Origin of the sequence: Desmonostoc muscorum LEGE 12446 (assembly GCF_015207005.2) — a bacterium.
Classification (GTDB): domain Bacteria; phylum Cyanobacteriota; class Cyanobacteriia; order Cyanobacteriales; family Nostocaceae; genus Nostoc; species Nostoc muscorum.
On record NZ_JADEXS020000002.1, the window covers coordinates 154,669 to 168,656 of the forward strand.

At 36.3% G+C, this 13,988-nt stretch carries 7 protein-coding genes and 1 pseudogene; all 8 read left to right on the forward strand.

The window, feature by feature from the left end; translation table 11 throughout:
• Positions 1–3 precede the first annotated feature (3 nt).
• The 8 genes and pseudogenes from IQ276_RS36960 (at position 4) to IQ276_RS36995 (ending at position 13,971) form a co-directional block, all read left to right on the forward strand.
• Positions 4–3,369, forward strand: a complete 3,366-nt coding sequence (locus IQ276_RS36960) for a type I polyketide synthase (RefSeq protein WP_235116434.1) — start codon at positions 4–6, stop codon at positions 3,367–3,369.
• Positions 3,366–7,580, forward strand: a complete 4,215-nt coding sequence (locus tag IQ276_RS36965; protein ID WP_193918910.1) for a non-ribosomal peptide synthetase — start codon at positions 3,366–3,368, stop codon at positions 7,578–7,580. The genes IQ276_RS36960 and IQ276_RS36965 overlap by 4 nt, the downstream gene beginning before the upstream one ends.
• A gap of 161 nt (positions 7,581–7,741) precedes the next feature.
• Positions 7,742–8,176: an SRPBCC family protein gene (locus tag IQ276_RS36970; RefSeq protein WP_190900615.1), complete on the forward strand. Its 435-nt coding sequence runs from the start codon at positions 7,742–7,744 to the stop codon at positions 8,174–8,176.
• A gap of 73 nt (positions 8,177–8,249) precedes the next feature.
• Positions 8,250–9,251 (forward strand): fatty acid desaturase family protein, encoded by a 1,002-nt coding sequence (locus IQ276_RS36975; protein WP_193918908.1) that lies wholly within the window; start codon positions 8,250–8,252, stop codon positions 9,249–9,251.
• Positions 9,252–9,357: 106 nt separating this feature from the next.
• Positions 9,358–10,584, forward strand: coding sequence for an ABC exporter membrane fusion protein (locus IQ276_RS36980; RefSeq protein ID WP_235116435.1), 1,227 nt, complete (start codon positions 9,358–9,360; stop codon positions 10,582–10,584).
• Positions 10,585–10,665: 81 nt separating this feature from the next.
• Positions 10,666–11,832, forward strand: coding sequence for an ABC transporter permease DevC (devC, locus tag IQ276_RS36985; protein WP_193918905.1), 1,167 nt, complete (start codon positions 10,666–10,668; stop codon positions 11,830–11,832).
• 24 nt (positions 11,833–11,856) lie between these two features.
• On the forward strand, positions 11,857–12,555 hold the full coding sequence (locus tag IQ276_RS36990; protein ID WP_235116436.1) for a DevA family ABC transporter ATP-binding protein: 699 nt from the start codon (positions 11,857–11,859) through the stop codon (positions 12,553–12,555).
• A gap of 391 nt (positions 12,556–12,946) precedes the next feature.
• Positions 12,947–13,971 (forward strand): annotated as a pseudogene (locus tag IQ276_RS36995) (ISAzo13 family transposase).
• Positions 13,972–13,988: the final 17 nt, after the last annotated feature.

The following is a 13,988-nucleotide window of genomic DNA, read 5'->3' on the forward strand; positions in this document are numbered from 1 at the left end:
AAAATGTATCAGATTTCTGAACAAAATCCAGAAGAAATTTATTCATCAAACAGAATAATTCAAGCTTTAAAGCAAGCACGCACCCAAATAGAAGCAGCAGAGCAAAAAAAGAGAGAACCAATCGCCATTATCGGTATAGGTTGTCGTTTTCCTGGAGGAGTAAACGATCCCCAAACATTTTGGCACTTACTGCAAAATGGAGTAGATGCAATTGATAAAATTCCTCCACAAAGATGGAATGTGGAGCATTACTATCATCCAGATCCGAATACTCCAGGAAAAATGTACACCCGTTATGGAGGCTTCTTAGATGAGGTAGATCGTTTCGACTGCCAATTCTTTGGGATTTCCCCAAGAGAAGCAGAAAACATGGACCCACAGCAAAGACTGCTTTTAGAAGTAAGTTGGGAAGCTATAGAAAATGCAGGAATTGCACCAGAACGATTACAAGGCTCTAAAACAGGCGTGTTTATGGGAATTGGTTTTGAGGACTATTCCCGGTTTCATCTTAATTCTGGAGATTCGACATGGATTGATGCTTACAACAGTTTAGGAAATACTAGAAGTATTGCCGCTGGGCGTTTGTCTTATGTGTTAGGGCTACAAGGCCCAAGTTTATTTTTGGATACCAGTTGTTCTTCTTCTAGTTTAGGAGTTCATCTTGCGTGTCAAAGTCTACGTTCAGGAGAAAGCGATCTAGCATTAGCTGGTGGAGTTAGCCTAATATTATCCCCGGAACCAACTATTGCTTTCTGTAAGTTGAAAGCCTTAGCAACAGATGGCCGTTGCAAAACTTTTGATGCTGCTGCTGATGGTTATACCAGGGGAGAAGGTTGTGGAATTGTTATTCTAAAACGCTTATCTGATGCTGTAGCAGATGGAGATCAGATATTGGCTTTAATTAAAGGCTCCGCAGTCAACCATGATGGTAAAAGTAATGGACTGACAGCCCCCAATGGTTCTGCTCAAGAATCTGTAATTCGCCAAGCTTTAGAAAATGCCAAAGTAGAGCCAAGTCAAATTCAATATGTAGAAGCCCACGGAACAGGAACCCCATTAGGAGATCCAATTGAGGTATTAGCTTTAAATAAGGTGTTAGCTCAAGGTCGCTCAGAGGATGAACCTCTTAAGATTGGTTCGGTTAAGACCAATTTTGGACATCTGGAGCCAGCAGCGGGGATAGCTAGTTTGATCAAAGTAGTTCTTTCTCTACAACATCAGCAAATACCGCCTCATCTCCATTTTAAAAATCCCAATCCTTATATTCCGTGGGCAAAACTACCAATTGTAGTCCCTACAGAATTAACTCCTTGGGATTCAAAAACAGGCAAGCGTTTTGCTGGAGTTAGTTCCTTCGGGATGAGTGGAACAAATGTGCATTTAATTTTAGAGGAAGCACCCAAACAAGCCACGCAGGTTAAAAGTTGGGATTCCAATGAGCGTCCACTGCATATTTTGTCATTATCAGCAACAACAGAGCAAGGATTACAAGATTTAGCACAAAGTTATGAGAAGTTTATTGAAAGTAATTCTACAGCAGCAATTGTAGATATCTGCTTTACAGCTAATACAGGGCGTTCGCATTTTGATTACCGCCTTGCATTAGTAGCTGAATCAACTGAACAGTTACTAATGCAATTGCAAGCTTTTACCGCTAAACAAGATACTTTAGGATTAGTGAAAGGTCAACTGACTAGCAAAAAACGCTTAAAAGTCGCATTTTTGTTTACAGGGCAAGGTTCACAGTATGCTAACATGGGTCGAGAACTCTATGAAACCCAGCCTACCTTTCGCAAAGCTCTTGAGCAATGCGATGCAATTTTAAGTCTTTATCTAAATAACTCCTTACTGAATATCTTGTATCCAGAACCAGGAGAAATTTCATTAATTGATGAAACGGCTTACACTCAACCCGCTATCTTTGCAATTGAATATGCCCTAGCTCAATTATGGAAATCTTGGGGCATTGAACCAGATGCCGTTATGGGTCACAGTATCGGCGAGTATGTTGCTGCTACTGTTGCAGGCGTCTTTAGCTTGGAAAATGCTTTGATGTTAATTGCCACCAGAGGACGATTAATGCAGGCTTTACCAAGCAACGGTAAAATGATGGCTGTCTTAGCATCCGAGAACCACGTTCAAAAAGTAATTGAGTCCTCTGGTGAAGCAGTCGCTATTGCTGCTATTAATGGTTCTCAAAGTATCGTAATTTCTGGTGATTCTCAAGCTATTGCTGCTGTTTGCAAAACCCTTCAAGCCCAAGGAGTAAAGACTAAACCATTGCAAGTATCTCATGCTTTCCACTCACCTTTAATGGAACCGATTTTAAGAGAGTTTGAAAGTATTGCGTCAGAAATCAAATATAACAAACCTTGTATTCCCATAATTTCTAATGTGACTGGAGAAGTGGCTAGTAACGATATCACCACTCCTCAATACTGGGTTCGTCATGCACGGCAACCAGTTAAATTTGCCTCTGGTATGAATACACTTTATCAACAAGGCTATAAAGTGTATGTGGAAATAGGGGCTAAACCTATTTTGTTAGGAATGGGTCGTCAATGTTTACCAGAAGATACTGGAATATGGTTGCCGAGTTTAAATCCTCGTAGCCAAGATTGGCAACAAATGTTGATTAGTTTGGGACAGTTATATGCCCAAGGAGTACTGGTAAACTGGTTAGAATTTGACCGAGATTATCGCCGCCAAAAGTTGGCTTTACCCACTTATCCTTTCCAACGTCAACGCTATTGGATTGGGGAAACTAAAAATGGCAGCCATACTAATCATAACAATGGGAACGGAAAACAACTAAACACGATCGCTAACTACATTCATCAAGTTGATACCCAGCAAATAGTAAAAATTTTAGAAGATACGGGCAAGTTTTTACCAGAACAGCTAGAGTTACTGCCACAGTTGTTACAAACTTTAGTAGAAGAATATCAGCATCATATTAGTGCCACGTCTGTGAATGACAAAATAGTAAATGTGTCCCTGGAGGAACAACCTCATAATCTCAGTATTAGACAAAGATTAGAAATTACTCCTCTTAAAGAACGTCATGCAGTGCTAATAGATTATATAGAAAAGCATTTAAGCAAAGTTCTTGGTTTTAACTCATCACATCTGCTGAAGGCTACACAGGCTTTAAATGAACTAGGATTAGATTCCTTAACTGCTATGGAATTAAAAAATCGCTTTGTTAAGGAATTAGAAGTAGATGTAGCAATCGAAAGATTTATTGAGGGAATTACCATTGAGCAACTAGCAGATTCACTGCTCATGCAATTTACTTTCACGACTATTAATGCATCAATCTTTGCTTCTGATAGCCCTGCTGAAGATATGGAGGAAATTGTTTTATGAACTTAAATGAACTTTTATTTGAATTATCAGAACGTGGTATTAAATTGTGGGCTGAAGGTGAAAAACTTCATCTTCGCGCTGCTAAAACAGCACTAACACCAGAAATTCGTGAATCCATCAATGAACATAAAGCAGTTCTGCTCGCATCACTAAATCAACACAATCAACTCAAACTTACTTCTTCAATTTCTATTCCCTCTGTTCCAAGGGATAAAGAAATTCCTCTAACCTTTAATCAAGAAGGATTATGGTTTTTAGATCAACTAGCAGCTAAGAGTTCAACTTACAACATCTCAGCCGCTCGTAAAATTGTCGGAAATCTTAATTTAGTTGTTTTAGAAAAATGTATAGCTGAAATTGTAAAGCGTCACGAAATTCTCCGTACTAGCTTTAAAATGATAAATGGTTCCACTATACAGGTAATTAACACCGACGTAACCGTACCTTTGTCAGTAATAGACTTGCAAGTATTACCTGAAAAAGAACAGTTATTAAAAGTGCAATACTTGGCCAATCAAGAAGCACAACAATCATTTGACCTGGCAACTGCACCTTTAGTAAGGTTTAAATTATTAAAATTAGGTTCTGAATCTTATGTTTTATTACTAACAATACATCACATCATTTCAGATGTTTGGTCAATGGGAATTATTATTCAAGAGCTAGCCACTCTCTACAAAGCTTTTATAGCTGGGCAACCCTATCCATTGCCAAAACTAGCACTGCAATATGCTGATTACGCTTACTGGCAACGTCAGTGGTTAACTAATGAATTATTAGAAGAACAATATAATTACTGGCAAAAGCAGTTAGTAGGTGTACCAAATTTGCTGACTTTGCCTACAGATAGACCCCGCCCTTCAGCACATACTTTTCACGGTTCTCTCCTATACTTTCAACTTGATAAAAAATTAACTCAGGAGTTAAAACAGCTAAGTCAACAAACAGCAGCTACACTGTATATGACCTTGTTAACTGCTTTTATAATTTTGCTCTCCTACTATAGCGGACAAAAAGATATTCTAGTTGGTTCACCAATTGCTAACCGTAATATCAGCGATTTAAATATACTAATTGGTTTTTTTGTCAACACTTTGGTAATGCGTGGGGATTTATCGGGCAATCCTACAATCCAAGAGATGCTGGAACGGGTCAGAAAGGTTGCTTTAGATGCTTTTGCTCACAAAGACCTACCATTTGGAAAGTTAGTTGAAAAACTCTGCCCTGAAAGAAACCAAAGTTATAATCCTCTATTTCAGGTTTGTTTTGTTTTGCAAAATACCCCAATAGGTGAGTTAAATCTACCAGGCTTGAGCATATCTTCCTTGAATTTGGATAGGAATGCAGCAATGTTTGATTTAACTCTGTCTATGGAAGAAACAGAGTCAGGATTACAAGGATACTGGGAATACAACAGTGACTTGTTCGATGTTGGGACTATTGAACAAATGTTTCGTCACTTTGAGATACTTCTCAAGCAAATGGTTGCTAATCCTCAACAAAAGATTCATGATATAACTATTTTGAGTGAAGCAGAAGTATATCAGCAAATAATTACTTGGAACTTGACACAAGCTTCTTATCCTGAAGATAAAACTATTCATCAATTATTTGAAGAACAAGCAAGCAAAACTCCGAATAATATAGCAGTAGTTTATGAAAATCAATATCTAACTTATCAGGATCTGGAAACTCGCGCTAACCAACTGGCACATTACCTTCAAAAACAAGGGGTAGAAACAGATACTTTGGTTGCTCTTTGCCTCAACAGATCATTAGATACTGTTGTGGCGATCTTAGGTGTTCTCAAAGCGGGTGGTGCTTACCTTCCAATAGATCCTAATTATCCTCAAGAGCGGCTTTCTTTCATGGTTGAAGACTCTCAAGTCACCCATGCGATCGCCACTCAAGCTTCAATTAAACGTTTACCAACGCAGATTACATCTTTAATATGCTTAGATACTGATAGTGAAAGCATTGCTGCACAACCATCTCATCCCCCTATCAGCAAAGCTATCCCCAGCAATTTAGCTTATTGTATCTACACTTCCGGTTCTACTGGTAAACCAAAAGGAGCTTTATTAGAACATCGAAATGTGGTTCGACTTTTGGTAAATGATGAGTTGCAATTTACTTTCAATGACGGCGATGTTTGGACAATGTTCCATTATTATGGCTTTGACTTTTCCGTTTGGGAAATGTATGGTGCATTGCTGTATGGTGGTAAATTAATTGTTGTTCCTCAAGAATTAACTAGAGATCCTGCTGGTTTTTTAGAACTAATTATCCGTGAGAAAGTGACTGTTTTAAATCAAACACCAACTTTCTTTTATAGCTTGATGCAAGAAATCCTCAAACAACCACAAGTAGATATTGCATTACGATACATCATCTTTGGTGGTGAAGCACTCCATCCTATTCAACTTAAAGCTTGGAAACAAGCCTATCCCAATGTGAAACTGATTAACATGTACGGGATTACGGAAACTACAGTACATGTCACCTTTAAAGAAATTACTGAACGAGAAATAGAGGAAAACGTTTGTAACATTGGTATTCCTATCCCTACCACTACAACATATATTATGGATTCTCAGTTACGCTTACTTCCTGTGGGTGTACCAGGAGAAATATGTGTTGGTGGAGATGGAGTTAGTCGCGGATATCTCAACAGAGATGAACTAACAGCAACAAGGTTTGTTCAAAACCCTTATAAACCCCAAGAACTCATTTATCGTTCAGGAGACTTAGCAAAACTCTTACCAAATGGCGAGATGATACATTTAGGTAGGATGGATCATCAAGTTAAAATACGTGGTTTTAGGGTGGAATTAGGTGAGATCCAAAATCACTTGCTCAAGCTTGCTAATGTTAGTGAAGCTGCTGTCGTTGCCAAAAAACTACGTTCGACAGATGATTTAGAAATTTTAGCCTACATCGTACCTACAACTTCTGGCGTTAGTGTTACAGAACTACGGAATCACCTAACAGAAGCATTACCATACTTTATGATGCCATCGGCGTTTGTGATCTTGGACAAAATGCCAATCACTTCTAATGGCAAAGTAGATCACAATGCTCTTCCTGTTCCAGATATGTCCACTTTTAACAAGGGTAAGAATTTCGTTCCACCCCGCGATTTTTTAGAAATGCAACTAGTACAAATTTGGGAAGAAATTTTACAGGTTCATCCTGTGGGTGTGCAAGATAATTTCTTTGAAATTGGCGGTCATTCTCTGCTAGCTGTACGGTTGATGGCTCATGTTCAAGATAAATTTGGTAAGAACCTACCTCTTTCCATACTTTTTCAAGGAGCAACTATTGAGGAATTAGCAAGTATTTTCCGTCAACAAGAAGAAACTCAACAGTGGTCTCCCTTAGTCAAAATACAAACTAAAGGTTCAAAGCCACCCTTTTTCTGCATTCATCCAATTGGTGGTAACGTTTTATGTTACGCTAGCCTAACGCACTATCTAGGTAACAAGCAACCTTTCTACGGATTGCAAGCACGAGGTTTTATAGGGAAACAAAAACCTCGTATGACCATTGAAGAGATGGCAACAGATTATTTAGAAGCTATCCGTAGCGTCCAACCTGAAGGCCCTTACTACCTGGGCGGTTGGTCTTTTGGTGGCATAGTTGCGTTTGAGATGGCACAAAAGTTGCACTCGTGGGGCGAACAAGTAGCTTTACTCGCTTTAATAGATACTCAAGCACCTATAGCTCAATTGCGACAGTCAGATATAGATGATGTAATGATTGCTGTGTTACTTGCAAAAGACTTAGGCGGTAACTTCGGTAAAACAATACCCATCTGTGAGGCAAAATTACAACAGCTAGAACCTGAAACACAAATTAATTACATCTTAGAAGAAGCAAAGCGAGCCGCAATTATCTCCCCAGATACCAATTTGGAGCAAATTAAACAAATTTTGCAAGTTTATCAAGCAAACACTCAAGCCTTCCTCAATTATGCTCCCGAAGTTTATCCAAATCAAATTGTTCTTCTACGAGCAAGCGAATCTATGTCGCCAACCCAAGATTTTTTGTTAAAAAGGTTTTCAGAGTTTAAACAAGATAAATTGTTAGGATGGCAGCAGTTTTCTGCTAAACCTATAGAGTTTCATAGTCTTACAGGCAATCATTACTCAATATTAAGCGAATCCCACATCCATAATTTAGCTGACAAACTTAGGTTTTATCTAAATTAGTTTTAGCTTGTCAAAATTAAATATAATACTCTCTTCTTTTAGAAGGTATTTATAACTAATAGCTAAAAACAAGAATAATTGTTCTTTTATAGCAAGCATTTAAATATTATTAAATGTAAGTAAGAAAAACAATAAAATTTACCAAACAAGATTCAATTAAAATGAAGTACAAAAAAACAATTAAAATTGATGCGCCTGTGGAAAAGGTCTTTAGTTTTTGTGCATCACCTTATGGCTTTGAAAAACATTTTCCGCATCGAGTTCGTTGGATTAATAAACATGAGGAATGGAATATAGGTTCAATTATTGAATTTAAATTTCGGTTTTTCTTGGTTTGGATGTATTGGAAAACTGAGATAACAGTTTACGAAGAGAATAAGTTCTTTGCTGATATTATGAAAGTAGGATTCCCATATAAATGCTTTAACCATTATCATTTTTTTGAGCCTGTGGGGAACCAAACTATTTATACAGATCAAATTGAGTTTAGTTTAGGATTTGGCAATTTAATAGATAGAACTGTTGGAAAAATGATTATAGGCTCAATATTTACTAAACGTCATAAAAATTTAAAAAAATGCTTATGTAAATATTAAAAATTGCAAATTTTCACATTTCCAGGCTTGAAATCAAACAAACCAAATAAAAAGACTGACATTGGAGGTAATTATGTTAAAAGAAGACTATGTATTAATCGCTAAAAAATTAGCTAAAAGCGGTTCTTTAAGGGTAAACAACTTTTATGGAACTTTTACAGTGTTAGCAGAAATAGCTTGTTTTGCAATTGGCTTGGCTCTTTTATTAAAAACTCCTTACTTTTCCGTTCTATACTGGATTTTAGAAATATTTTTAGGGATATCACTTTTTCGTTTTTTTGTAATTCTTCATGAATGTGGACATAAAGCCTTATTCTCTTATAAATTTATGAATACTATTACGGGTACATTAGTTAGCCCTTTATGCATTATTCCTTATATTTCCTGGAGAAATATACATTATCAACATCATAAATGGGTTGGTGTAGTAGATAAAGATCCAACACAAGCTGTTCTTCTCAAATTGAGAGAAAATTCCAAATTTACCCACAACTTATTTCGTATTATTTGGAAAACTTGGTTCCCAATTTCGTTTTTTAAGTTAACCTTTCAAGTTTTTTGGTTATATCCTTTGAACGAGTATAAGGAAAAAAGCTATACCAATGCTAAAGCTGGATTTGTCTCATTGATTGCAATTATACTTCCCCATATTCTTGTGATTTTCTATTTGGGATTAGTTAAATATCTAATCATATTTACTCCAATGTTGTTGATTTATGCTGTTTGGTTTGAAAATATGAATTTCTCTCAGCACGTTGGACTTTTTCCATACTTATCTAGTCATCATCCCAAGCCAATTCCACTGCACGAACAAGATTCTATCAGCCGAACCAGTGAGATGAATTCTATTCTTGCAGTTTTGTTTTGTTACAACTTTAACTTACATATAGAACATCATTTATTTCCAGCTGCACCTTGGTATCAACTACCAAAAGTAAAGAATTGTTTAGAATCAGTGGATAATTTGGATATAGATTATAAAGGAGTAGGTTTCCCCGATTTTGTATTACAATTACGTCGTCAAGACCCAGTTGATATTTATTTAAAAACTCTTCCACCTCATGAAGAAAAATAATAAATTTGAGCAAAAATTTTACTAGTAAATTGAAATGCAGAAACTCCAAAAGCAAGCAAGTATTTTATTTAAACTTCCCAAGTGGAACTTTGTTACCCTGATAGTTGTGGTATCAACTATAGCAATTACAATTCCCGTATACTATTTCCTAAATACTAAAACTGTTAAACAAAAGCCTTTAGTTACATCTGCGGAACCAAAAGCTATTACAGCATTAGGAAGACTAGAGCCTGAAGGAGAAGTAATTAATATATCTGCTTCTAGTACATTAGAAGGAGTTAGAGTTAAACAACTTTTAATCAAAGAAGGAGACTGGGTAAAAGCTGGACAAATTATTGCTGTTTTAGATCGTCGTGATCGCTTAGACGCTCAATTCAAACAGTCTCAAAAGGAAATTGAAGTTGCTCAGGCTCGTTTGGATCTGGTGAAATCTGGATCTGAGGAAGGAGAAATTGCAGCTCAAAAAGCAATTATTGCTCGTTTACAAACAGAGTTGTTTCAAGAAGGCAAAGCTCAAGAAGCTAAGATGGCTGGTTTAAGAACTAAATTGCTCAGAGAGCAAGATGTTCAACAAGCTAAACTTTCGAGCTTAAAAGCAGAATTAAATAATGCCGTAATAGAGTGCCAACGTTATGAAACATTGTTTCAACAAGGTGCAGTACCAGCATCGACTCGTGATACTAAATGTTTAGCAAGTAAAACATCAAACGAGCGTTTTAAAGAAGCGGAAGCGGCTAAAAATCAGGTTATAGAAACTTTACAGGAGCAAATCAACGAGACACAAGCAAGTAGAAGTAAAAGCTTAGAAAGCTTAGTGCAACAAATTGTAGAAGCTAAAGCTAGCTTACAGCGCATTCAACAAGTGCGTCCAGAAGATGTTAAAGTCGCTCAAGCTGAGGTTGAAAGCGCAATAGCAGCAGCAAAAAAAGCACAACAAGAACTTGATTTAGCCTACGTCCGGACTTTTAAAGAAGGTAAAATTTTAAAATTACATACTTATCCTGGTGAAGTAGTTGATTCTAATGGGGTTGTTGAATTAGGACAAACTAAACAGATGTATGCGGTGGCTGAAGTATATGAAACTAATATAGGCAAAGTTCGCCTAGGCCAAAAAGCAACTATCAGTAGCGAATACGGGGGTTTCACAGGAGAATTACAAGGAGCAGTAGAAAATGTTGGCTTAAAAATTGGTAAAAGAAATATTCTTGATACTGATCCTGCCGCTAATGTAGATGTCAGAGTCATGGAAGTTAAGATTAAAATTAACCCAGAAGATAGTCAAAAAGTTACGAATTTGACTAATTTGCAGGTAAAAGTATCAATTCGTATCTGAACAAAATCTTGATGGAAATAAAGATTTATTTAGAACTAATACTTTTTAGAAAAATTTATTCACCATAAATACATTTTGAATATGTTTCGACGAAATACGCCTTTGGCTTGGTTACAGCTCACTAGAGTTAAAACTCGCTTCATTGTGGCTTTAATTGGCATTGCTTTTGCAGATATTCTCATGTTCATGCAGTTAGGATTTCAAGATGGCTTGTATGACTGCAATACAATTTTCCATAGAAATCTGAAAGCCGATATTGTGATGCTGAGTTCTCAAACAATCGCTATTTACTATATGGAAAGTTTTCCTAGACCGTTATTGTACGATACTTTGAACTATGAGGGAGTTGAATCAGTTAATTCGACATACGTTGATGTTTTAGCATGGAAAAACCCTAATACTGCTCAGTCTTATCCCATATTAACTTATGCTTTTGACCCAAACAAACCTATTTTACCTTTACAAGGAGTTGAAGAACATTTAGAGCAATTAAAACAGCCAGATACAGTTTTATTTGATATTACCTCACGTCCTGAATGGGGTACTAATTTTATGAAAAATAAACTAGAAAAAGGTGAATCTGTATATAGTGAAGTTAATGATCGCAGAATTAATTTAGCTGGCTTATTTACTATGGGGCCGTCTTTTTCAGCTGATGCTAATTTAATTACTAGTGATTTAAATTTTCTTCGGATTGTTAAAAATCGCTCTCCTCAACAAATAGACGTAGGATTAATTAATGTTAAACCCGGTTATGATATCCAAAAAGTTCTTGAAGTTTTAAGAAAAAATCTACCCCAAAAAGATGTGAAAGTTGTGACTAAACAAGAATTTGTAGAGTTAGAGACTAAATATTGGGCTGAAAGCAGCCCAATTGGGGTAATTTTTGGTTTGGGTGTTATTATGGGCTTTACTGTTGGTGCGGTTATTGTTTATCAAATTTTATATGCAGATGTTTCCGATCATCTCAGCGAATATGCAACATTAAAAGCAATGGGTTATTCGCATAAATACTTATTGAGTCTTGTTTTTCAAGAAGCTTTAATTTTGGCATTCTTTGGTTATCTTCCTGGATATATTATTAGTTTATTGCTATATGACTTAACTAGAGCAGAATCATTTTTGCCAATATTTATGACAGTAAATAGAGGAGTAAACATATTAATATTGACAGTATTAATGTGCTTTATTTCTGGTATTATTGCAGTGCGTAAGCTAAAAGATGCAGATCCAGCAGATGTCTTTTAATTTTAAAATTTTAGCAAAATTATTATGAATAACAAGCCAATTATTGAGATAGAAAACTTAGAGCATTTTTTTGGACAAGGTGAGCTAAATAAACAAATTTTATTTAATATTAATTTAAAAGTTTATCCTGGTGAAATAGCTATTATGGAAGGCCCATCTGGCTCTGGAAAAACAACATTATTGACATTAATTGGTGGTCTAAGATCTGTCCAGGCTGGAAGTTTGAAAGTTTTTGGTCAAGAGCTTTTGGGAGCTAGCGAACAAAAATTGATGCAAACACGTCGCTATATTGGCTATATTTTTCAATCTCATAACTTGCTGAAATTTCTTACAGCAAAACAAAATGTGGAAATGTCACTAGAACTACACGATAACCTAAGCCGTAAGGAAATTCGTGAACGTTCTGTAAAAATGCTAACAGATGTTGGTTTAGGTGAGCGAATTGATTCTTATCCTGAAAATCTTTCAGGAGGACAAAAACAAAGAGTTGCTATTGCACGCGCCTTAGCTTCACAACCTAAGTTAGTTTTAGCTGATGAGCCTACAGCATCTTTAGATAAATATAGCGGTCGTGCTGTTGTCGAACTCATGCAAAAACTAGCCAAACAGCAAGGTTGCTCTATTCTAATTGTTACGCATGATAATCGTATTCTTGATATTGCTGACCGCATTATTAAAATGGAAGATGGGCACTTATCTGAAGAGTTAATAGCATTAATATAAAACAAAAACTATATTTGGGTCTTCGATACTATTTTAAGGGACTTCCAGAAAATAAACTATTCCATTAGCAATAATGATAATCATTTTTAAGGGGGATGAAGGGGCTGCCGACGGCAGCCCCTTCATCCCCCTTTTGTAGTAATTTGAATAATGATTGAGTTTTTGAGTGTGGCAACTGGTGACTATAGTATTAACTGATTCTCTTAAAAAGTTGTTGATTGAAACTGCATCTCAATTAAAAGGTGCTGAAAAGCGTAAATTTATGGCACAGACAGTTCAGGGCTTAGGTTTAGGAGGGCAAAGGCTTGCACAATCAGAACTAGGATGGAATAGAGACACAATTCGGAAAGGGACAAGAGAATTAAAAAGCGGTATTACTTGTGTTGATAACATGAGTGGCAAAGGACGTTATAAAGCAGAAGAACACCTACCAAATCTTTTAGAAGATATAAAAAATTTAGTTGACTTTTATAGTCAAACAGATCCGAGTTTTAAAAGTCAAAGACTATATACTAGACTCAGTGCAGCCGAAGTCAGAAAGCAATTAATCGAAAAGTATGGTTACAGCGATGAAAAGTTACATACATCAGAAACAATTCGAGTCAAATTAAATAATTTAGGTTACAAGCTCAGAAGGGTAAAGAAAGTTCAACCTCAAAAAAAATTCCACAAACTGATGCAATCTTTGAGCAATTAGACATTGTAAATAAAGATGCTTCAGAAGATAAGAGTGTTTTACGTCTAAGCATGGACGGAAAAGCCCGTGTTAAGATCGGCTCATTTGACCGAGGGGGTAAAAGCAGGGATGGAGCGAAGGCTGACGACCATGATTATAATCCGAAGACAACTGTAACTCCTTATGGTATCTTTCTTCCAGAGCTTGATGAGCTATTTTTATACTTTACGGAATCGAAAGCTACAAGCGATTTTATTGTTGATATTCTAGAAGATTTTTGGTTAGAAGAAAAGCATCGTTTTTCTGATATTCAAACCCTACTTCTCAATCAAGATAACGGGCCACAGAATAGCTCACGGCGTACTCAATTTATGAAACGTATAGTAGAGTTTGTGCAAAAACATCAAGTAAATATACGTTTAGCTTACTATCCGCCCTATCATAGTAAATATAATCCGATAGAAAGGACGTGGGCAGTACTAGAAAATCACTGGAATGGTAGCATTTTAGATGAACTAGAAACGGCTCTAAATTTTGCCAGCACTATGACATGGAACGGGAAACATCCAGTCGTTAAGTTAGTACACGAAACTTATGAGAATGGGGTCAAGCTTACAAAAAAAGCTATGGCTCAAATTGAAAAACAGATTGAGCGGCTAACCGATTCTACTCATGAAGTTTTCCCAAATTTAGGTAATTGGTTTATTGATATTTGTTGTAGTAAAACAAAAGTTATTTGATTTTAATAACAGCATTT